Raw genomic sequence first — 22640 nt, forward strand, 5'->3', positions numbered from 1 at the left:
TCAATTCCGCAGATAAACAAACGGAAATTACACAATACTCCCTTATACGGCGCGTCGGACCATCAATTCCTTGATCTTCCCGATGGCCGCATTTGGATTCAGACCCTTCGGGCAGACGTCGACGCAGTTCATGATCGAACGGCAGCGGAACAGGCGATATGGGTCTTCCAGGTTGTCCAGCCGTTCGCTGGTGGCCTCGTCACGGCTGTCGGCCAGGAAACGGTAGGCCTGCAGCAGGCCGGCCGGACCGACGAATTTATCCGGGTTCCACCAGAACGACGGGCAGGACGTCGAGCAGCAGGCGCACAGGATGCATTCGTACAGGCCATCCAGTTCTTCGCGCTGCTCCGGCGTCTGCAGGCGCTCCTTCTCCGGCGGCACCGTATTGTTGATCAGGAACGGCTTGATCGAATCGTACTGCTTGAAGAACTGCGTCATGTCGACGATCAGGTCGCGCACCACCGGCAATCCGGGCAAGGGCTTGAGGACGATCGGCTGCTTCAGCTCGTTCAGGTTGGTGATGCACGCCAAGCCGTTCTTGCCGTTGATGTTCATGCCGTCCGAGCCGCACACGCCTTCGCGGCAGGAACGGCGGATCGACAGCGAATCGTCGACGTCGGACTTGATGCGCTGCAAGGCATCCAGCAGCATCTTGTCGGTATCCTTCAGCTCGACCGTGACGTCCTGCATGTAGGGTTTGCTGTCCTTGTCCGGATCGTAGCGATAGATTTGAAGTTTGATGGTACGTGCCATGGTCGGGCCTTATCAAAATAGCGAGACAAAAATTCAACGCCGGACGAGGTGGCGCCGCAACGCCAGCGCTCCCTGTCGGTCATTCCCTGCCGATCTCTGCCAGCGGCAAATCAGAATGTGCGCGCCTTCGGTGCGAAGCTTTCGACCGTCAGCGGTTTCGTGATCACCGGCTTGTATTCGAGGCGATTTCCTTCAGAGTAATACAGCGTGTGCTTCATCCAGTTCTGGTCGTCGCGCTCTTCATAGTCCTGATGCGCGTGGGCGCCGCGCGATTCCTTGCGCGCCGCGGCCGAGGTGATGGTCGCCTTGGCCACTTCGATCAGGTTGTCGAGCTCCAGCGCCTCCACCCGCGCGGTGTTGAACACCATCGACTTATCCTTGAACGACACATGCTTGCGCCGTTCGTCGAGTTCCATGATCTTGTCGTAGCCCTGATGCAGCAATTCGTCGGTGCGGAACACGCCGCAGTAATGCTGCATGGTGCCGCGAATCGCGTTGGCGACGTCCTGCACCCGCTCGGAGCCGGTATTGTTTTCCAGCTTTGCCAGCCGCTCCATCGCGAAGTCGGCGGCATCCGCCGGCAACGGCTTGTGGCTGCGGGCGCGCAGGTCGCTCTGGATGATGTGGTTGCCGGCGGCGCGGCCGAACACCAGCAGGTCCAATAGCGAGTTGGTACCCAGGCGGTTGGCGCCATGCACCGATACGCACGAGCATTCGCCGATCGCGTACAGACCGTGTACCGGCTCGTTCGGGTTGCCGTTTTTCGGCGCCACCACCTGGCCATGGATGTTGGCCGGAACGCCGCCCATCTGATAGTGAATGGTCGGCACCACCGGGATCGGTTCGCGCGTGGCGTCGACGTTGGCAAACTTGTGACCGATTTCCAGAATCGACGGCAGCCGCTTGTGAATCGTCTCGGCGCCGATGTGGCGCAGATCGAGCAGCACGTGATCCTTGTTCGGACCGCAGCCGCGACCCTCCTTGATTTCCTGGTCCATCGAACGCGAAACGAAGTCGCGCGGCGCCAGATCCTTGTAATGCGGCGCATAGCGCTCCATGAAGCGCTCGCCGTTGCTATTGATCAGGATGCCGCCCTCGCCGCGCACGCCTTCGGTAATCAGGACGCCGGCACCGGAAACGCCAGTCGGGTGGAACTGCCAGAATTCCATGTCTTCCAGCGGCAGACCGGCGCGTGCCGCCATGCCCAGGCCGTCGCCGGTGTTGATGAAGGCATTGGTGGAGGCAGCGAAAATGCGGCCGGCGCCGCCGGTGGCAAAAATCGTGGTCTTGCCTTCGAAAATCATCGATTCGCCGGTTTCCATTTCCAGCGCCACCACGCCCAGGACGTCGCCTTCGGCATCGCGGATCAGATCCAGCGCCATCCATTCGACGAAGAAATGGGTTTTCGCGCGCACGTTGCGCTGATACAGCGTATGCAGCATTGCGTGGCCGGTGCGGTCGGCTGCGGCGCAGGCGCGCTGCACCGCCTTTTCGCCGAAATTGGCGGTATGGCCGCCGAACGGACGCTGATAAATCGTGCCGTCCGGATTGCGGTCGAACGGCATGCCATAGTGCTCCAGCTCGTAGACCACGTTCGGCGCCTCGCGGCACATGAATTCGATTGCATCCTGGTCGCCCAGGTAATCACCGCCCTTGACGGTGTCAAACATATGCCAGAACCAGTTGTCTTCCGCCATGTTGCCAAGCGAAGCGCCGATGCCGCCCTGGGCCGCGACCGTATGCGAACGGGTCGGAAACACCTTGGACAATACCGCTACGCTCAAACCAGCTTCCGACAATTGCAGCGCAGCGCGCATGCCGGAACCGCCGGCACCGACAATCACCACGTCAAAGCGGCGCGACGGAATTGTGGATTTGATGGTTGCCACGTTTACACTCTCCACAAAATCTGTGCCGCCCATCCGGCACAAGCGATCAGCCACACCAGTGTGGCAACTTGCAATACCAGCTTGATTCCAACCGGGTGCACATAATCCATCAGGACGTCGCGCACGCCGACCCAGGCGTGATAAATCAAGGCGACGATGGTCACGAAGGTGGCAACCTTGAACCACTGCTGGGCAAACATCCCGGCCCAGCCTTCATAGCTGAAATTTTTTGCGCTGAAGAAGCACACCAGCAAAATCACGGTGTACACCGCCATCACCACCGCGGTGGCGCGCTGCGCCATCCAGTCCCTCAGGCCGTAATGGGCGCCCACCACCAGCCGCTTCGATCCAAAATTGTCATCCATGATTAAAATGCTCCAAACAGTTTCAACCCAACCAGTGCCGCCAGCGGCAAGCTCACCACCAGCACGCCAACCGCCGAACGGCGCGCGCCTTCCTTGCTCAAGCCGATGTGCCGATCCATCACCAAATGGCGAACGCCGGCGCAAAAATGGTGCAGGAAAGCCCAGGAAAGGGCGAGGATGATCAGCTTGACGAACCAGCCGGAAATGAATCCACGGAAGTATTCGAAGGAAATTTCGGAAAGAAGGCTTTTATCGAGCAGAAACAGGATAAGAGGCAGGAAAATGAAGAGGAGTAATCCGCTGATCCGGTGCAGGATCGAAACCAGCGCCGCAAATGGCATGCGGTAACCAAGAATCTGAAAAATATGAATATTACGAAATTGTGGCCGGGCACTTTTCGCCGCATCTGACATAACAAAACCTCCCCTACTTGATCAATCCTGCAATTTTCGCCTATTTTGCGCTGCACACCAATACGTATTGTGTGCGAGCGGCAATAAATTTTCCAGCCGAGTGGAAAAGGCCGCATCTGGCTGATGCGCACCGACGCATTATTTTTTCAACTCAATTCGTTCTGATAGTGATGGTGATCGGTCGAATACAGGCCGCGCCGCACTTCGACCGGCTTGTCGCCGTAGGTATAGGACACGCGCTCCACATTCAGCAACGGAGTACCAACCTCGATCGCCAGCAATGCCGCCACCTCAGGCTGGGCCGTGACGGCCCGAATCCGCTCCGTGGCACGAATCATGCGCGTGCCGAACTCGGTCTCGAACAGGCCGTACATCGGGCCGTTGTATTCGCTCAGGCGCTCGGCGGTCAAACCCTTGAACAGCGTGCCCGGCAGCCAGATTTCCTCGAGGATGGTCGGTATGCCGTCGAAGGATTGCACGCGCTTGATGAAAATCACCGGATCGCCCGACTTCACTTCCAGCAGGCGCGCGATTTCCGCCGGCACCCGCAGGCGCTTGGTTTCGATGATCCTGCTGCGCGCCGGATGGGCCTCGCCAACGTCCGGCATCAAGCGCAGGAAACGGAACTCAGCGCGCGCCTCGTGATGGGTGGCAACGAAGGTACCCTTGCCCTGCCGACGCATGACCAGGTTTTCCGCCGCCAGCTCGTCAATTGCCTTGCGCACCGTTCCCTGGCTAACCTTGTAGCGGTTGGCCAACTCCACTTCGCTCGGGATCATTTCGCCCGGCTTCCACTCGCCGGACTGCAGGCTTTGCGTAATCAAGGCCTTGATTTGCTGATAGAGCGGACTGAAGGTAGCGCCGGCACCGGATGCCGCGTTGCCGATCAGATTGGTGGGAATGGAACTCATAGCTCCCCATTTCACCATACAACCGCCCCTGACGTCCAGCAAAACTTATGACTGAGATGTCTTATATAAGATAGATGATTCCGTTGACAGGCGCTGCACACGCGCCTACACTCGCGGGCGGATATTCCCGGATTTGCCGCAACGGGCGGGCGCAAGGCCGCCGGCGCGGGAGCCGGTATGAATCGCATCACGGATCGGCGCACTGCTGACCGGACATATTTTCAACGGTATCATTAAGGGTTTTCCGGCCGCGGTTTTTCGCCAGCACGCCGTTCGCTTGACTCATCATCGATTTCATCATCACCACTTTGGAGAATAAACATGGCTAAAGCCCCCATGCGCGTTGCCGTCACCGGCGCCGCCGGCCAGATCGGATACTCACTGCTGTTTCGCATCGCCAACGGCGACATGCTGGGCAAGGATCAGCCGGTCATCCTGCAATTGCTCGAAATCCCCGACGAAAAGGCGCAAAAGGCGCTGACCGGCGTGATGATGGAAATCGACGATTGCGCCTTCCCGCTGCTGGCCGGCATGACCGCTCACAGCGATCCGATGACCGCGTTCAAGGATGCCGACGTCGCCCTGCTGGTCGGCGCCCGTCCGCGCGGCCCGGGCATGGAGCGCAAGGACCTGCTGGAAGCCAACGCCCAGATCTTCACGGTGCAGGGCAAGGCGCTGGACGCGGTCGCCTCGCGCAACGTCAAGGTGCTGGTGGTCGGCAATCCGGCCAACACCAACGCCTATATCGCGATGAAATCGGCGCCGAATCTGCCGGCCAAGAACTTCACCGCCATGCTGCGTCTCGACCACAACCGCGCGCTGTCGCAAGTCGCGGCCAAGATCGGCAAGCCGGTTTCGTCGATCGAAAAACTGTGCGTCTGGGGTAACCACTCGCCGACCATGTATGCCGACTATCGCTTTGCGACCGCTGACGGCCAATCGGTCAAGGCGCTGGTCAACGACGACGTCTGGAACAAGGACGTATTCCTGCCCACGGTCGGCAAGCGCGGCGCGGCCATCATCTCGGCGCGCGGCCTGTCGTCGGCCGCCTCGGCCGCCAACGCCGCGATCGACCACATCCGTGACTGGGTACTCGGCACCAATGGCAAATGGACCACGATGGGCGTGCCGTCGGACGGCTCGTATGGCATCCCGGAAGGCATCATCTTCGGGGTTCCGGTAATCACCGAAAACGGCGAATACAAACGCGTCGAGGGCCTCGAGATCGACGCCTTCTCGCAAGAGCGGATCGACCTGACCCTGAAGGAACTGCTGGAAGAACGCGAAGGCGTCAAACACCTGCTGGGCTGACGTTGTTTTGATGCGTGGTGGCATCCGGCGTCTTCCGGCTGCCGCCACACACCGCCCAAAACACTCTTACCGACTCATTGGCGACCGCCACGATCAGCGTTGCACATGCACTTTTCCAGGGCCGACCTTCCAAGCGGGCAGAACGTGCCGATGATGACACCGCTTCCATCCATGTCCGAAACCTGCAGCAACGGTGGCTCGCATCAAACAAGCGACACCATGACACCGGCACAAGTTGTACACTGGCAGCCGGGTTTTGGCAGCGACCGCAAGCCCAAAACCAGCGGTACCGCCCTCCCCGTTCAAGCCACCACATGACAAGGCATCAGGGCCGGATCAGACCGCACTTCCAACGTACAGCCATGGAGATCGTCGCATGAAAAAATACCTGGCCGCCCTGGCGGCGCTAACCTTCGGCACGGCGCTGACCCTGGCGCCGATTGCCCAGGCCGCAGGCGAGCAAAAATCAGCCACCCCAACTCCGGCCAAGAAGGCCAGACATACAACCAAGGCAGCACCTAAAAAACCCGCTGCGTCGAAGGAGGACGCGGATGATCCGGAACCGGACGTCAGCGGCTCGGTCGCGGTCGATTACACCTGCGAACTCGGCAACAAGCTGACCATCCACGCCAACCTGGCAGATCAAGATCACATCGCCTTGCGCTGGCAGAACCGCCTGATTCGGCTGGAGCGCGTCGGCACCACCACTGGAGCCAACCGGTTTGAAAGCCGCAAGCGTGGCCTGATCTGGATCGGCATCCCGGCCAAGGGGATTTTGCTGGATTCCAGGAAGGGGCAGCAACTGGCCAATGAATGCAAGAGCGCAGCCCAGATCGCCCTGAAAGACGCTCCCGCACCAAGCGGAACCGGCCTGCTTGCGCAGGATGCTGCGCAAGCAGGCAAGGCTGCGGCACCCGAGGCGGTTTCGGTAGCGGCAAAAAAATAAGGCGGCAAGACCATCGGCGCCGGCTGTACGTAGTCGTATAACAAGTTTGATTCAATAATTCTGCTACCTGTTGGTTTGCAATCTAAGGAGAGGCTATGTCCCGCAATACTTTGAACATGCTCAAGGAATTCAAAATAACGGATTCAAAATCGGGCAAATTCCATTCACTGCCGGCACTGGGAAAAAAGCTCGGCGTCAATATCTCGCGTCTGCCGGTGTCGATCCGGATCGTGCTGGAATCCGTCCTGCGCAATTGCGACGGCAAGAAAGTCACCGAAGAAAACGTGATCAAGCTGGCCAACTGGCAGCCGAACGCCGCCCGCACTGAAGAAATTCCGTTCGTGGTGTCGCGCGTGGTGCTGCAGGACTTCACCGGCGTGCCGCTCTTGGTCGACCTGGCCGCGATGCGCGGCACCGCCAAGCAAATGGGCAAGGATCCGAAACGGATCGAGCCGATGGTGCCGGTCGATCTGGTGGTCGACCACTCGGTGCAAATCGACCACTTCCGCGAAAAGAAGGCGCTCGACCTCAACATGAAGATCGAATTCCAGCGCAACAACGAACGCTACCAGTTCATGAAATGGGGCATGCAGGCGTTCGACACCTTCCGCGTGGTGCCGCCGGGCTTCGGCATCGTGCACCAGGTGAACCTGGAATACCTGGCGCGCGGCGTGCACAAGAAGGCGACCGACAAGGGCGCCGTGTATTACCCGGACACGCTGGTCGGCACCGATTCGCACACCACCATGATCAACGGCATTGGCGTGGTCGGCTGGGGTGTCGGCGGCATCGAGGCGGAAGCCGCGATGCTGGGCCAGCCGGTCTACATGCTGACGCCGGACGTGGTGGGCGTGAACCTGACCGGCGCCCTGCGCGAAGGCGTGACCGCCACCGACCTGGTGCTGACCATCACCGAACTGCTGCGCAAGGAAAAAGTGGTCGGCAAGTTCGTCGAATTCTTCGGCGAAGGTACCGCTTCGCTATCGGTCACCGACCGCGCGACCCTAGGCAACATGGCGCCGGAATATGGCGCCACCATGGGCTTCTTCCCAGTCGACGAAGCCACCATCGACTACTTCCGCGGCACTGGCCGCAGCAAGGCCGAGATCGACGCCTTTGAAGGCTACTTCCGCGCACAGAAAATGTTCGGCGTGCCGAAATCCGGCGAAATCGACTACACCAAGGTGGTCAGCCTCGACCTGGGTTCGGTCAGCCCATCCCTGGCAGGCCCGCGCCGGCCGCAGGACCGGATCGAGATCGGCAACGTCAAGAGCACATTCGAGGACCTGTTCGTCAAACCGGTGGCCGAAGGCGGCTTCAACAAGAAGGCAGAAGATCTGCACACCCAATACGTGACTTCGGATGGCGTCAAGGTCAAGAACGGCGACGTCCTGATCGCCGCCATCACGTCCTGCACCAACACCTCGAACCCGAGCGTAATGCTGGCCGCCGGCCTGCTGGCCAAGAAGGCGGTCGAAGCCGGCCTGAAAATCCCGCGCCACGTCAAGACTTCGCTGGCGCCAGGCTCGCGCGTGGTCACCGAGTACCTGAAAGCGGCCGGCCTGTTCGAGTACCTGGAAAAAGTCGGCTTCGGCCTGGCCGCCTACGGCTGCACCACCTGCATCGGCAACGCTGGCGACCTGACTCCGGCGATGAACGAAGCACTGGCCAAGGACGACATCATCGCCGCCGCGGTGCTGTCCGGCAACCGCAACTTCGAAGCCCGCATCCACCCCAACCTGCGCTCCAACTTCCTGGCCTCGCCGCCGCTGGTAGTGGCCTACGCGATCGCCGGCAACATGATGATCGACCTGATGACCGAGCCGCTGGGCCGCGTCAAGGGTCGCGACATCTATCTCGGCGACATCTGGCCGACCTCGCAGGAAATCGGCAAGCTGATGCGGCATGCGCTGAACGGCAAGACCTTCAAGGACAACTACGCGGCGATCAAGGACAACCCGGGCAAGCTGTGGGAACAGATCAGCGGCGTCGCCGAAGGCGAGGTCTACAACTGGCCGGGCTCGACCTATATCGCCGAGCCGCCGTTCTTCGAAGGCTTCGGCATGCAGCCGCCGGCTGCTGCCACCGCCATCACCGGCGCCCGCGCTCTGGGCGTGTTCGGCGACTCGATCACCACCGACCACATCTCGCCCGCCGGCGCCATCAAGGAAAGCAGCCCGGCCGGCAAGTGGCTGAAGGAAAACGGCGTGCTGAAAGCCGATTTCAACTCCTACGGCTCGCGCCGCGGCAACCATGACGTCATGATGCGCGGCACCTTTGCCAACGTCCGCATCAAGAACCTGATCATTCCGCCGACCGCGGACGGCTCGCGGGTGGAAGGCGGCATCACGATTCACCAGCCAAGCGGCGAGCAGATGTCGATCTACGACGCCGCCATGCGCTACGTCAAGGACGGCGTGCCGACCGTGATCATCAGCGGCGAAGAGTACGGCACCGGCTCCTCGCGCGACTGGGCCGCCAAGGGCACGCAACTGCTGGGCGTGAAGGCCGTGGTGGCGCGCTCGTTCGAGCGCATCCACCGCTCGAACCTGGTCGGCATGGGCGTCTTGCCTCTGCAATTCATCGGCGATGACAGCGTGCAAACGCTCGGCATCAAGGGCGACGAGACTTTCGATGTGACCGGCCTGGAAGGTGAAATCAAGCCGCTGCAGCAAGTCACGCTGGTGATCCACCGCAGCAACGGCGAACGCCAGGAGGTCAAAGTCACGCTGCGCATCGATACGCCGATCGAAGTCGACTACTACAACCACGGCGGCATCCTGCCGTTCGTGCTGCGTCAATTGCTGGCAGCCTAAGCACCGGCGCTGACCATCAACCAGCCGGACGCGCGAGCGTCCGGCTTTTTTACCGTCAACCACCTTATATACTGTACTGAGTAAATTTAAATTCTCTTTAATTTACTGCAAAAAACAGATGTTTTTTTACATACTCCCTTTTTTACCGCACCTCCGGGAATCCTCTACAATACGACTCCCGCTGCCCCTCGCTGAACCGGACCCGTCATGCGTCAACTCTCCAAAACCTCTGCTTCCAAACCATCCGCGGACAGCCTGCGCCTGATGAATTTCTGCCGCGCGATCTTGCAGTCGGGCAGCCGCATCGAACAGCGCGCGTGGGAGCGCCACCTCGAACTGCTGGTTCACAAACTGCTGAAAAACGGCCACCAGAATGCGCTGGATGCGGCACTCGACCGCCTGTTCGCCAGCGAGCCGGATGCCTATGAAGTGTTGATGGACGCCGCCGAAGCCGGCAGCGAATCGTGCGTGATCGAACAGGATGGCGTCACCTGGGATGGCTTGCTGGTGGCCATGCCAATCCTGGCCTGGACCCGCTATTCGATCCCGGCCGGTCCAATCCCGGCCGACATCCTGGCCGCACTCTCCGCGCATTTGCATGCGCACATTCTGGCGGCCGACGTCAAGGCCGCGCTGGCGCCAACCCTGTTTTCTATCGACCAGCTACCGCGCACGCACAGCGAAATTTTCACGCTGACCCAGCGCATGACGCAGGCGGCGCTGAAAAACACGCCGGTGGGCGGCCTCGTCAACCCGCCCGATACCGCACCGTTTTTAGCCGACGTGCGCTTTCTGCTGGCCGCCGTCAGCGCGCCGGCCGGCATGCCGCTGTTCGGCTGGCAGGCTGCAGCCGGCCATACCGATTATGGCGCAGCGCGCGCCGCCGCCCTCAAAATATGGCGATCGCAGGCGACGCCCAATGTCACGCGCGCGATGCCCGGCTGCGGCATCGAGCTGCTGCTGCCAGACGCCTATTTCGTGGCCTGCCGCGAGGCCGACAGGCAGATCCGCCCGGCCTCGATTCGCGCCGCCGCCTTCTACCTGACCTCGACTCTGGGCGTCGAATCGCAGGAGCTGCAGGCCAGCATCGGCAGCTTTGCCGAAACTGCCGACGGCAACATCGACGAATACCGCATTGGCTTTTCCGTCGGCGAGAACCGCGAGGTGGTGTATGGCGTGATCTGGCCCTTGTATGGGCAGGAAGACGACGAGCACGGCGAGACAGCCCTGGCCACCGGCGGAACGGAGCTTGCCGGCCCGGCCAAGACGCCGATCGAGGAAATCCTGACGCTGCTGCGCGAGTGCGGTATCACCCGCATCAAGCGCCATCGGCAACGTTTTCCGCTGGAATTCTGCGAAGACTGCGGCGCCCCACTGTACCCGGATCAGGACGCCGAACTGGTGCATGCCGAAATGCCCGAGGGCGCAGCGGCCGGTTCAGAGCATTTCCACTGAATTCCAGGCAGGTGGATGCCCGGCATCCTGGCTAAACAGCTCCAGTAGCGGCTGCAGCAGCGCCGCCCCCAGGCGCGCGCTGCGGGCACCGCTCCAGCCAAGCCCGGCATCCGGCAACTCGGCGTTGTCCTTGAACGGCATCTCCAGCGTCAGCGATGGGCACTTGAAGGTATGACCGATATATTTCGACGCCAGTTTCAGCATGTCTTCCCGGTATTTGTTGCTGGCGTAGCCGTACCTGGTCTGAAAATCCGGGCTGGCGCGGCGGAAAGCGTCGATGAACAACTGCTGCTCGGCCGCCTGTTGCGCACTGAAGTCCTCCAGCATCTCGCTGCCGGCCACGAATACGTACGGCAAGGCTTCGTCGCCATGCACGTCGAGAAAGAAATCACAGCCGATCCGGGCAATGCGCTCGCGCACCAGGTACACCTCGGGGCTGCGTGCCAATGACGGCGCCATCCATTCCCGGTTCAGATTGACCCCGGCCGCATTGGTGCGCAGGTTGCCGCGCACCGCGCCGTCCGGATTCATGTTCGGCACGATGTACAGCACCGCACGCTGCAACAGCCGCCGCGCCAGCGGATTGGCGGCGTCCAGCAAGGCGTCGACCAGCCCCTCGACCAGCCACTCGGCCATGGTTTCCCCTGGATGCTGGCGCGCGATCACCCACGCCTTCTTGTCAGCCGCCGGATTGCCGATCTGCAGCAGGTTCAGGTCGCGCCCATCCAGCGTCGAACCCAGGTCTTCCACCCGCACCAGCGGCGACGCCTGCGCCCGGCCCAGCAGGCGCAAGTGGCGCTCCCACGAATACGGCTCGAAATAGGCGAAGTAGACGCTGTCCTGCTGCGGCGTAAAAGCGATGCTCAAGACCTGGCCGTCGTAACTGGTCGGCACCCGGAACCAGTGTTCGAGGTCATAGCTGGCTAGTGCCTGGTAACTCTCCCAGCCGGCGGCAAAGGCCGCCTGGCCGGCATTCAGAATCCGTATGCCGCAAGCCTGGCCGCGTGCGCCTTGCAGGCGGAAATAAAACCACTGGCGGATATCGGCATGCGAATCCGGCCGCAGATTGAGTTCGATCGCTTGCGCCGCTTCGGCGCGCACAACTTCAATTGCGCCGGCCTCAAATTGATCGCTGATCTTGATCGTCATGAAATTCCCTTCAGGATAACGGAGCCGCCATGCAGCGCCTTGCTTGCCGCCGATTATCGCGCAGTGCCGGCTGGTTTGTGCGGCGTGAAACACGATGATGAAAGCGCGCCAGCCTGCCCAAATCCACACCCTGCTCTGCTATAATTCGCAGTTCGTCGGGGCGTAGCGCAGCCTGGTAGCGTACCTGCATGGGGTGCAGGGGGTCGAGTGTTCGAATCACTCCGTCCCGACCAAAAAACACAAGGCCGGTAGTGATTTCGATCACTGCCGGCCTTTCTTCTGGTGCCGCCGAAAGCGTTCCGGAACGACAGACAAAACCCCCGCAAGTGGCGCAGTAGTGGAAAATACGCCATCTCAAAAACCGTCCTGCCCCATGAACCGAAAACTCTTCCTGCTGGCGCTGTGCCAGGGCCTGTTCCTCACCAATAACGTCACCTTCATCGCGATCAACGGCCTGGTCGGGCTGGCGCTGGCGCCACTTGGCTGGCTGGCGACCTTGCCGGTGACCGGCTATGTGGTGGGGGCGGCACTGTCCACGGCGCTGGTGGCGCGCTCGCAGCGGCGCCTGGGGCGCAAGCGCTCGTTCCAGATTGGGCTGCTGGTGGCGGCGCTGTCGGCGGCGATTTGCGCATGGGCGGCGGCTTCGCAGCAGTTCTGGCTGCTGGTGACGGCGACCTTCATCGCCGGCTATTACAGCGCGAATGCGTCGCTGTATCGCTTTGCGGCGCCCGAACTGGCGGCGCCCGGCTTCAAGGAGAAGGCGATCTCGCTGGTGCTGGCGGGCGGCATCGTCGGCGCCGTGGTCGGCCCGAATCTGGCGAATGCCACGCGTACGCTGTTGCCGACACCGTTCGTCGGCGCCTATCTGGCCCTGATCGGAGTGGCCCTGCTGTCGTTGCTGATCATGAGTTTCATCGACTTCCCGCCGCATCAGGCGCCGGCGGCAGGCGCGACCAGTGGCCGGCCGCTCTCGCAGATCGCCCGCCAGCCGGTATTTTTGGTGGCGGTAGCCGGCGCTTCGCTCGGTTACGCCGTGATGAATTTGCTGATGGCGGCCACCCCCTTGGCAATGCAGATCTGCGAACACCCGTTCGACCATATCGCGATCGTGCTGGAGTGGCATGTGCTGGGGATGTTTGTGCCGAGCTTTTTCACCGGCCATCTGATCAAGCGCTTCGGCGTGCTGCCGGTGATGGCCGCCGGGGTGGTGCTGATGGTGATTTGCGTGCTGATCGCACTGTCGGGCGTGGCGCTGATGCAGTTTGTGCTGGCGCTGTTGCTGCTGGGCGTGGGCTGGAATTTCCTGTACATCGGCGGCAGTACCTTGCTGACCGAGGCGTATTTGCCGGACGAAAAAAACAAGGCGCAGGGAGCGATGGATTTCTGCGTGTTTTCCTGCGTTGCGGCCAGTTCGTTCGCCTCCGGCGTGCTGATCACTCAGCAGGGCTGGACCTGGATCAACCTTGGTTCGCTGGCACCGCTGGCGCTGGTGGCGACGGCACTGTTGTGGATGGCGCAGTATCGGGCGGCGCAGAGACTGTCGCGCGCCGACAACTGATTCCCGGCGCATCGCTGTCCCGGCCGGATTCCCGACAATCCGGCACAAATACGAAGTGCAACATCGAGCGGGAGAGATGGTTCGTTCCCGCTTCGATAGGCGCTGAATGCAGCGCCTTCTACATCTTGTTACAACTTGCCCGCCGCTTCCTGTCCGCCGCTTGTCCTCGGAACTCGTTAACAACTTGTCCAGTCCGACGACTGTAGATCCAACGAGCCGAAAGGAAATCCGTCATGAAAAAATCACCGCTTATGCTGGCCGCCATATTGGTTGCCATCGCCGCGTCAACGCTGGCGCAAGGTCTGGTCGAGGGCGTTACGGAAAGCACCGACCCTGCCAAGGCTGCTGCCGTCGAGCAGCATGCGGCCGAACTCCGTTCTCAAGCCGAGATGAAACCGGCCGCCAAACCGGCCAAGCGCCACGCGGCGAAGACCCGCCACGCGGCTCCGCGCGCGCCGAAAGAACCGGCCAAAGCGCCGACCGGCGAAATGCCGGCTGCAAAATAAGCAGGATGGCTTGAGGAACAGCCGCTGCCGGTAATTGCCCGGTAACAATGCCCGCTTAGACTACCCGCGAGCCCGGTACGCACGCGGGCGATGATCGGAGGTGGCGCCATGAGGTTGCCGAAACTGCGGACCGGGCCGCGGCTGTTTCTTTCCTTTTTGCTGGTGCTGGCCGTAATGGGCCTGATCGTGTGGATCGCGATCGGGCGCCTGCATGCGGTCAACGCCATGGCCGAACATCTGGTGCACGACAAGCTTGCCAAGCAGCAGCAGGCCGCCGACTGGCTGGGCGCGGTCAGCCTGAACGGCACGCGGGCGATGGCGATCGCCAAAAGCGACAGCCTGGAACTGGAAGATTACTTCATGGGCCGCCTGCAGGGCGGCGACCGCTTGATTGCCGATTTGCGCGCCGGCGTCCGCGGCGATAGCGCCGAGGAACAGGTCCTGCTCGCCGCCATCGCGCAACAGGAAGCCGCCTATCAAAAACTGCGCGCACGGATCTTCGAGTTGAAGTCGGTGGGCAAGATTCAAGATGTCGAGCGCCTGGCTGGGACCGAACTGGAGCCGGCATTCGAGCGCTATACCGGTGCGATTCGTGCGCTGCTGGATCACGAGAAACAGCAGGCCGCGGTGCTGGCCCTGGAATCGGCTCAAGTGTATCGCTCCAGCCGTCTGACGCTGATGGCACTGGGTGGTCTGACGCTTGGTCTCGGGATCCTGTTCGCCTGGATGCTGACGCGCAGCATCGTGCAGCCACTCAGCCATGCGGTCGCGGTCGCCCAGAAAATTGCCGACGGGCAGCTGGACGTCGAGATCGGCGGCGGGCGGCAGGATGAGAGCGGCCAGTTACTGAACGCCTTGCAGACGATGAATGGCAGCCTGGCCGCCACCATCCGCACCATTGGGCACGAAGCAGACGTGCTCAGCACCGCCGCCGGCGAAATGGTGGAACGAAACGCCGATCTGTCGCACCGCACCGAAACCCAGGCCGTCACCCTGGAACAAACCGCGAGTTCGATCGAGCAGGTGACCGCCGCCGTCAGGCAGAACGCCGAGCATGCGCGCCATGCGCGGCAACTGGCAGAGTCGGCCGCCGAACTGGCCGGCCGCGGCGGCCGGGATATTGCCGAAGTCGTGAGCACCATGAGCCGGATGAAACAGGATTCCGGCCAGGTGGCGCAGATTAGCGGAGTGATCGACGGTATTGCTTTCCAGACCAACATCCTGGCGCTGAATGCCGCAGTCGAGGCGGCACGCGCCGGCGCTCAAGGGCGCAGCTTTGCCGTGGTGGCCGCCGAAGTACGCACGCTGGCACAACGCTCGGCCGCGGCGGCAAAGGAAATCAACGGCTTGATCGACGGCTTGATCGGGCAAATTCATCATGGCGACCGGCTGAGCGCCGCGGCCGGCAAGACCATGCAGCAGATCGTCGGTTCGTCGCGGCAGGTGGCGGACATCGTCCGCGACATCAGCAGCGCGAGCGAGCAGCAGAGTATCGGCATCCAGCAGGCAAATGGCGCAATCCTTGAAATGGAGCGCACCACCCAGCATAACGCCGCATTCGTGGAACAATCGGCCGGCGCCGCCGAAAACCTGCAACGGCAGGCCTTCAATTTACGCCGGGCAGTCGATTTTTTTACACTGGCAGAAAACGCCTCCCCAACCCCCTCGCCAGCCGCCATCCCAGCGCCGTTCGGCATGGCGTCCGGACAGCCGCTGCTGATATCCTCGCCGGCAACACCGCTGGCGCACGGCGACCCGCAGCCAGACAACCACGCCTTGCTCAACCTCGCGGCCTGAGGCCGTCGACCGCCATGTGCGGCCGATCGCCGCATGCGATATCAGAAAGCTAAATCGGGTCGCCATCGCTGCCTCGCCCCGGCAATCACCGCCCCCAACAAGCGTGAGCGTCGGTCGCACAAGCCGATCCAAGATCCAGCGCCGCATGGCAAGGCCGGGGAATTTGTCCTTGCGGAAATGAGAATAAACGTTTACTCTTCGCCCTTTCGCTTTTCCTCCTCGTGATACAGAGAACAACTTTCAAAACACGATCAAGGCCCGTCATGACCTCATACAACAAAATTCCCTCCCGTCTGATTTTCATTGGCATGCTGGCAAGTGCAGCCTTGATCGGGTGCAGTCCGCAGGCCGCACCACCGTCCAATCCGGGCGCCGCGGCAACGCCGGTCACCGTGGTCACGCTCAAGACCGAGCCGGTAACGTTGACGCGTGAATTGCCCGGCCGCACCAACGCCTCGCTGGTGGCCGAGGTCAGGCCGCAGGCGAATGGCATCATCAAGCGCCGCCTGTTCACCGAAGGCGGACCGGTAAAGGCCGGCCAGCCGCTGTACCAACTGGACGATGCCGCCTACCAGGCGGAACTCGCCAGCGCGCAGGCCGCGCTGGCGCGCGCGCAGGCGAGCATGAATTCGGCCCGCCTGAACGCCACCCGCTCAGCCGAACTGGCCAAGATCGACGCCATCAGCCGCCAGGACAATGAAAATGCCACTGCGGCGCTGCTGCAGGCCGAAGCCGACGTCAAGGCCGCGCAAGCCGCGGTCCAGCGCAACAGCATCGTGCTGGACTATGCGCGCATCACCTCCCCGATCGGCGGCCGCATCGGCAAATCCTCGGTGACGCAGGGTGCGCTGGTGACCGCCAATCAGCCGGCGGCCCTGGCCACCGTGCAGCAACTGGACCCGATCCATGTCGACTTGACCCAATCCAGCAGCGAGCTGCTGCAACTGCGCAAAGAACTGGCGGCGGGCACCCTGACCGACACCCGCAACGTCCCGGTCACGATCCTGTTGGAGGATGGCAGCCAATACAAGTACCCCGGCAAACTGGCCTTCACCGATGTCACCGTCGATCCGGCCACCGGCAGCTTCTCGCTGCGCGTGACTGTTCCCAACCCGGACAACATCTTGCTGCCGGGCATGTACGTGCGTGCCGTCGTCAGCAAGGGCCAGCGCGCGGAAGGCATCCTGGTGCCGCAGCAAGGCATCGCGCGCGACCCGAAGGGGAATGCCATCGCGATGGTGGTCAACAAGGACAACAAGGTCGAACCGCGCCAGGTCCAGGCCAGCCGCACCATTGGCGACAAATGGCTGGTGGATGAGGGCCTCGCGGCCGGCGACCGTGTGATCGTCGAAGGCCTGCAAAAGATCGGCCCGGGCATGCCGGTGCAAGCCAGCGAGGCAGCGCCGGCCGAAGCCAAGACCGCCGCCGCCGACCCCGCCACCGCTTCCAAGAAACAATAAAGGACGACCGATATGGCACGTTTTTTTATCGATCGCCCGATCTTCGCCTGGGTCATCGCCATCATCATCATGCTGGCCGGCGCCCTGTCGATCACCAAGCTGCCGATCTCGCAATACCCGACCATCGCGCCACCGACGGTCACGATCAACGCCGTCTATCCGGGCGCCTCGGCCAAGGTAGTGGAAGACTCGGTAACGCAGATCATCGAACAGAACATGAAGGGCCTGGACGGGCTCATGTATTTTTCGTCGACCAGCGAAGCCAGCGGCGCCGCTTCGATCACGCTCACCTTCGCCAACGGCACCAACCCGGATACGGCCCAGGTGCAGGTGCAGAACAAGCTGCAGCTGGCGATGCCGCTCTTGCCGCAGGAAGTGCAGCGGCAAGGCGTCAACGTCAGCAAGGCCAGCAGCGGCTTCCTGATGGTGCTCGGCTTCGTCTCCGAAGACGGCAGCATGGACAAGGATGACATTTCCGATTACGTGGTCGCCAATCTGGTCGATCCGCTGTCGCGCGTGCCGGGCGTCGGCACACTGCAGGTGTTCGGCTCCAAGTATGCGATGCGGATCTGGCTCGACCCCAACAAGCTGGATACCTACCGCCTGGCGCCAGCCGACGTGATGGCTGCGGTGCGGGCGCAAAATGCGCAAGTCGCGGTCGGCCAGTTGGGCGGCGCGCCGGCCATCCCGGGCCAGCAGATCAACGCCACCATCACCGCGCAAGACCGCCTGCAGACACCCGAGCAATTCCGCGACATCGTGGTGCGCAGCAACCAGGACGGCTCGGTCCTGAAACTGGGCGACATCGCCCGGGTCGAGCTGGGCGCCGAAAACTACGACTTCATCAGCCGCTATAACGGCAAGGCCGCCACCGGCGCCGCCATCTCGCTAGCCACCGGCGCCAACGCGCTGGATACCGCCGCCGGCGTCAAGGCCACGCTGGAACAATTGAAGCCGACCTTCCCCGCCGGCCTGACCGCCGTGGTGCCGTTCGACACCACGCCGTTCGTCGCGGTCTCGATCAAGGGCGTGGTGAAAACCTTGCTGGAAGCGATCGTGCTGGTGTTCCTGGTGATGTATCTGTTCCTGCAGAATTTCCGTGCCACCCTGATTCCGACCATCGCGGTGCCGGTGGTGCTGCTGGGCACCTTCGGCGTGCTGGCCGCGCTCGGTTTCTCGATCAACATGCTGACCATGTTCGCGATGGTGCTGGCGATCGGCCTGCTGGTCGACGACGCGATCGTGGTGGTGGAAAACGTCGAACGCCTGATGAGCGAGGAAGGGCTGTCGCCGCTGGAAGCCACGCGTAAATCGATGAGCCAGATCACCGGCGCGCTGGTCGGCATCGGACTGGTGCTGTCGGCGGTATTCGTGCCGATGGCCTTCATGGCCGGCTCGACCGGAGTCATCTACCGCCAGTTCTCGGCCACCATTGTCTCGGCCATGGGGCTGTCGGTGCTGATCGCGATCGTGCTGACGCCGGCGCTGTGCGCGACCATGTTGAAGCCGCTCGCCAAAGGCCACCAGATCAGCGACAAGGGCTTCTTCGGCTGGTTCAACCGCACTTTCGAGCGCGGCAGCAGGAAATACCAGGGCGGCGTATACGGGATCGTCACGCGCGGCAAACGCTTCATGGCGATCTTCGCGGCGCTGGCGGCAGTAATGGTATTCCTGTTCCTGCGCCTGCCCAGCTCGTTCCTGCCGGCCGAAGACCAGGGCATCCTGTTCGCGATGGTACAAGCGCCGGTCGGCGCGACCCAGCAGCGCACGATGGAAACCATTGAAAAAGTGGAACAGCACTTCCTGCAAAACGAAAAAGAGACGGTCGAGTCGATCTTTAGCGTACAGGGCTTCAGCTTCGGCGGCACCGGCCAGAACACCGGCATCGCCTTCGTCAAGCTGAAGGACTGGAGCGAACGCACCGCACCCGAAGCTTCGGCGGCTGCCGTCGGCGGCCGCGCGATGGGGGCGCTGATGCAGATCAAGGATGCGCTGGCCTTCGCCTTTGCACCGCCGGCCATGCCGGAACTCGGCACCTCCGCCGGCTTCGTGTTCTACCTGAAAGACAATGCCAACCTTGGCCATGCTGCGTTGACCGCGGCGCGCAACCAGTTCCTGGGCGCGGCCGCGCAGAACAAGCTGTTGACCAACGTCCGCCCCAACGGTCAGAACGACACGCCGCAGTTCCGCCTCGATATCGACACCCGCAAGGCGAGCGCGCTCGGCCTCTCTACCGAGGCCATCAACGGCACGCTGTCGGCCGCCTGGGGTGGCCAGTACATCGACGACTTCATCGACCGCGGCCGCGTCAAGCGGGTCTATCTGCAGGCCGATGCGCCGTTCCGCATGGTGCCCGAGGACTTCAACCGCTGGAGCGTGCGCAACAACCAGGGCCAGATGGTGCCGCTCTCGGCCTTTGCCGGTTCGCACTGGGACTACGGTTCGCCGCGCCTGGAACGCTACAACGGCGTGGCGGCAATGGAGATCAACGGCGAAGCGGCGCCGGGCGTCAGCTCGGGCGACGCCATGGCCGAAGTCGAGAAACTGGTGGCGCAGTTGCCGAAAGGGGTCGGCATCGAGTGGACCGGGCTGTCCTACCAGGAACGCCAGGCCGGCTCGCAAACGCCGATGCTGTACTCGCTGTCGCTCTTGATCGTGTTCCTGTGCCTGGCCGCGATGTATGAAAGCTGGACCATTCCGACCGCCGTGCTGCTGGTGGCGCCGCTCGGCATCCTCGGCACGGTGCTGGCCGGCACGCTGCGCGGCATGGAGCGCGACGTCTACTTCCAGGTGGCGATGCTGACCACGGTCGGGCTGACCAGCAAGAACGCGATCCTGATCGTCGAGTTCGCCAAGGAAAACCTCGAAAAGGGCATGGAGCTGATCGAGGCCACCATGACCGCCGTGCGCGACCGCCTGCGGCCGATCCTGATGACTTCGCTCGCCTTCGGCCTGGGCGTCTTGCCGCTGGCGATTTCCAGCGGCGCCGGCTCCGGCGCGCAGCGCGCGATCGGCACCGGCGTCTTGGGCGGCATGATCGTCGGCACCCTGCTCGGCATCTTCTTCATTCCCTTGTTCTTCGTGGTGGTCGAGCGGCTGTTCGTGGGCCGCAAGCCATCCGTCGCCACTGCAGCGCCGCTTGCCGACGCTGCCGCAGGAGTACCCTCTCATGACTAAGCCGATGTTCACCACCCTGGCGTTGGCAGTGCTGCTGTCGGTCAGCGCCTGCGCCAGCCTCGAGCCGGCGCTGCCAGCGGCTGACGCCGGCATTCCGCCAGCGTGGCCACTGCCCCCGACCACCGGCGCCTATGGCGTGGCTGGAACAAGCGCGGCCCCGGCTCCCGATACCGCCGGCGGCACGACGGCCGACATCGGCTGGCGTGATTTCTTCTCCGATCCGAAACTGGCGCAACTGATCGCGCGCGCACTCGACAACAACCGCGATCTGCGGGTGGCGGTACTGAACGTCGAGCGCGCCCGCGCCCAGTACCGCATCCGGCGCGCCGATCAGTTGCCGTCGCTGGGCGCCAACGCCACCGTGACGCGCGGCGGCGATGCCGCGCCCGCCGCCCCGACCTACAGCGCCGGCCTGGGCGTAGCCGCCTTCGAACTGGATTTGTTCGGCCGCGTGCGCAGCCTGAGCCAGGCCGCGCTGCAACAATACTTTGCCCAGGAAGAAGCACGCCGCGGCGCCCAGTTGAGCCTGGTAGCCGAGATCGCCAACGCCTACCTGACGCTGGCCGCCGACCAGGAATTGCAGCGCGTGGCGCAAGCCACGCTCGCCAACCGCCAGCAGGCATTGCACCTGAGCGAGCAGCGCCACAAGCTGGGAGCGGTGTCGGAACTCGACCTGTCCCAGGCACAGACCGCGCTGGAGACCGCGCGCAGCGACGTCTCGCGCTATGCCGGCCAGGTGGCACAGGACGTCAATGCACTGGCGCTGCTGGTCGGCGCGCCGGTCGAGCCAGCCTTGCTGCCGAGCGGCTTTGACCTTCAGGTCAGCGGCCTGGGCGCGCTGCCGGCCGGCTTGCCGGCCGAGGTGCTGCTGCGGCGCCCGGACGTGCTGCAAGCAGAGCACCAGTTGCGGGCCGCCAACGCCAACATCGGCGCCGCGCGCGCCGCGTTTTTCCCCTCGATCAGCCTGACCGGCAGCATCGGCAGCGCCAGCAATGAATTGTCGAACCTGTTTGCCAGCGGCACGCGGGTCTGGAGCTTCGTACCGCAAGTCAATCTGCCGATCTTCCAGGGCGGCCGCCTGCGCGCCAACCTGGGCCTGTCCACCGCCGAGCGCGACATCGCGCTGGCGCAATATGAAAAAGCGATCCAGTCCGGATTTCGCGAAGTCGCCGACGCGCTGATCCTCAGTCGCACGCTGGCCGAGCAAAAAACCTCGCAGCAGGCGCTGCTGGCGGCCGCCACGCGCGCCGACCAGCTCTCGCGCGCACGCTACGAGGCCGGGCGCGACAGCTACCTGGTGCTGCTCGACGCCCAGCGCACGCTGTACGCCGCGCAGCAATCGCTGGTGGCCACGCAACTGGCGGAACAGGCCAACCGCGTGGCGCTGTACAAGGTGCTGGGTGGCGGCTGGCAGGAACACCGGGAGCAGAAATGAACGCGACACCGGCAGAAATGCGGGCGCTGGCGCAGCGCGAACGAATCCTGGCGGCGGCCGAGAAGTGTTTCATCGAACACGGTTTTCATGCCGCCAGCATGGCCAACATCGCCGATGCCGCGCAGATGAGCCCAGGGCTGATCTACCGCTACTTCGGCAGCAAGAGTGAAATCGTGCTCGCCATCATCGAGCAGCAACTGCTACTGGCGCGCGAGGAAATGCGCCAGCTCGACGGCCGCACCGACCTCGCGCTGCAAATCGCCGAGTCATTCGGCCGCGACCAGGGCAATTCATCGCGCCAAACCGACCCGGCGCTGTTCCTGGAAATCTCGGCCGAAGCCTCGCGCGACCCCGCGATCGGGGCTGCGGTACGCGCCTCCGATCAGATCCTGGATGCCGAGTTCCGCGCCTGGCTGTGCCGCGCCAAGAGCGACGGCGGGCTCGGGATCGCACCGGCACAGACGCAAACGGTGGCCTTGCTGCTGCAATGCCTGTGGGAAGGGATGAAAGTGCGCGAAGCGCGCCAGCCCGATTTCGATCATGCGCTGCTGCAAGCCGCGCTGCAGGAGTTCCTGCCGTCGCTGCTGGCAGCCCCGGATGGCACGTGACACACTGGCTGGAATTACATACTCCTCATGTATACGACCTATTCCGGCCATTAAATATCAATTTTTAAAACATACTCCATATTTTTTAAAA

General features: G+C 62.8%; 17 protein-coding genes and 1 tRNA gene. 12 read left to right on the forward strand and 6 right to left on the reverse strand.

Annotation, left to right across the window (positions count from 1 at the left end):
• Positions 1-42 precede the first annotated feature (42 nt).
• The 5 genes from ACK2VC_RS03035 to ACK2VC_RS03055 form a co-directional block, all read right to left on the reverse strand.
• A complete protein-coding gene (locus ACK2VC_RS03035) occupies positions 43-753 on the reverse strand; it encodes a succinate dehydrogenase iron-sulfur subunit (RefSeq protein ID WP_486732119.1) in 711 nt (236 codons plus the stop codon).
• A 110-nt stretch (positions 754-863) separates the two neighbouring features.
• Entirely contained in the window at positions 864-2642 is a 1779-nt protein-coding gene (sdhA, locus tag ACK2VC_RS03040; RefSeq protein WP_486732120.1) for a succinate dehydrogenase flavoprotein subunit, read from the reverse strand.
• Between the two features lie 2 nt (positions 2643-2644).
• The gene (gene sdhD / locus ACK2VC_RS03045; RefSeq protein ID WP_486732121.1) at positions 2645-3007 is read right to left on the reverse strand and encodes a succinate dehydrogenase, hydrophobic membrane anchor protein; all 363 of its coding nucleotides are present in this window, start codon (positions 3005-3007) and stop codon (positions 2645-2647) included.
• Between the two features lie 2 nt (positions 3008-3009).
• Entirely contained in the window at positions 3010-3420 is a 411-nt protein-coding gene (gene sdhC / locus ACK2VC_RS03050; RefSeq protein ID WP_486732122.1) for a succinate dehydrogenase, cytochrome b556 subunit, read from the reverse strand.
• Positions 3421-3566: 146 nt separating this feature from the next.
• Positions 3567-4331, reverse strand: coding sequence for a GntR family transcriptional regulator (locus ACK2VC_RS03055; RefSeq protein ID WP_486732123.1), 765 nt, complete (start codon positions 4329-4331; stop codon positions 3567-3569).
• Positions 4332-4652: 321 nt separating this feature from the next.
• Here ACK2VC_RS03055 and ACK2VC_RS03060 point away from each other — a divergent pair, with 321 nt between their 5' ends.
• The 4 genes from ACK2VC_RS03060 (at position 4653) to ACK2VC_RS03075 (ending at position 10859) form a co-directional block, all read left to right on the forward strand.
• Positions 4653-5642: a malate dehydrogenase gene (locus tag ACK2VC_RS03060; protein ID WP_486732124.1), complete on the forward strand. Its 990-nt coding sequence runs from the start codon at positions 4653-4655 to the stop codon at positions 5640-5642.
• Positions 5643-6018: 376 nt separating this feature from the next.
• Positions 6019-6588, forward strand: coding sequence for a hypothetical protein (locus ACK2VC_RS03065; RefSeq protein WP_486732125.1), 570 nt, complete (start codon positions 6019-6021; stop codon positions 6586-6588).
• 95 nt (positions 6589-6683) lie between these two features.
• Positions 6684-9404, forward strand: a complete 2721-nt coding sequence (acnA, locus tag ACK2VC_RS03070; RefSeq protein ID WP_486732126.1) for an aconitate hydratase AcnA — start codon at positions 6684-6686, stop codon at positions 9402-9404.
• 207 nt (positions 9405-9611) lie between these two features.
• On the forward strand, positions 9612-10859 hold the full coding sequence (locus ACK2VC_RS03075) for a DUF2863 family protein (protein ID WP_486732127.1): 1248 nt from the start codon (positions 9612-9614) through the stop codon (positions 10857-10859).
• On the opposite strand, the gene ACK2VC_RS03080 is transcribed toward ACK2VC_RS03075, so the two are convergent.
• Complete coding sequence (locus tag ACK2VC_RS03080; RefSeq protein ID WP_486732128.1) at positions 10842-12008, reverse strand: M14 family metallopeptidase; 1167 nt, start codon at positions 12006-12008, stop codon at positions 10842-10844. The genes ACK2VC_RS03075 and ACK2VC_RS03080 overlap by 18 nt on opposite strands.
• Positions 12009-12164: 156 nt before the next feature.
• Between ACK2VC_RS03080 and ACK2VC_RS03085 the strand changes: the two genes are divergently transcribed.
• The 8 genes from ACK2VC_RS03085 to ACK2VC_RS03120 all read left to right on the forward strand — a co-directional run bounded on the left by ACK2VC_RS03085 (position 12165) and on the right by ACK2VC_RS03120 (position 22549).
• A tRNA-Pro gene (locus tag ACK2VC_RS03085) sits at positions 12165-12241 on the forward strand.
• A 140-nt stretch (positions 12242-12381) separates the two neighbouring features.
• A complete protein-coding gene (locus ACK2VC_RS03090; RefSeq protein ID WP_486732129.1) occupies positions 12382-13566 on the forward strand; it encodes an MFS transporter in 1185 nt (394 codons plus the stop codon).
• A gap of 233 nt (positions 13567-13799) precedes the next feature.
• On the forward strand, positions 13800-14072 hold the full coding sequence (locus tag ACK2VC_RS03095; RefSeq protein WP_486732130.1) for a hypothetical protein: 273 nt from the start codon (positions 13800-13802) through the stop codon (positions 14070-14072).
• A 108-nt stretch (positions 14073-14180) separates the two neighbouring features.
• The gene (locus tag ACK2VC_RS03100; protein WP_486732131.1) at positions 14181-15869 is read left to right on the forward strand and encodes a methyl-accepting chemotaxis protein; all 1689 of its coding nucleotides are present in this window, start codon (positions 14181-14183) and stop codon (positions 15867-15869) included.
• Positions 15870-16132: 263 nt separating this feature from the next.
• On the forward strand, positions 16133-17329 hold the full coding sequence (locus tag ACK2VC_RS03105; protein WP_486732132.1) for an efflux RND transporter periplasmic adaptor subunit: 1197 nt from the start codon (positions 16133-16135) through the stop codon (positions 17327-17329).
• A 12-nt stretch (positions 17330-17341) separates the two neighbouring features.
• Positions 17342-20506, forward strand: coding sequence for an efflux RND transporter permease subunit (locus tag ACK2VC_RS03110; RefSeq protein ID WP_486732133.1), 3165 nt, complete (start codon positions 17342-17344; stop codon positions 20504-20506).
• Positions 20499-21941: an efflux transporter outer membrane subunit gene (locus ACK2VC_RS03115; protein WP_486732134.1), complete on the forward strand. Its 1443-nt coding sequence runs from the start codon at positions 20499-20501 to the stop codon at positions 21939-21941. Before ACK2VC_RS03110 ends, ACK2VC_RS03115 begins: the two co-directional genes overlap by 8 nt.
• The gene (locus tag ACK2VC_RS03120) at positions 21938-22549 is read left to right on the forward strand and encodes a TetR/AcrR family transcriptional regulator (protein WP_486732135.1); all 612 of its coding nucleotides are present in this window, start codon (positions 21938-21940) and stop codon (positions 22547-22549) included. The genes ACK2VC_RS03115 and ACK2VC_RS03120 overlap by 4 nt, the downstream gene beginning before the upstream one ends.
• Positions 22550-22640: the final 91 nt, after the last annotated feature.

This window comes from Herbaspirillum sp. WTB6 (genome assembly GCF_057457785.1).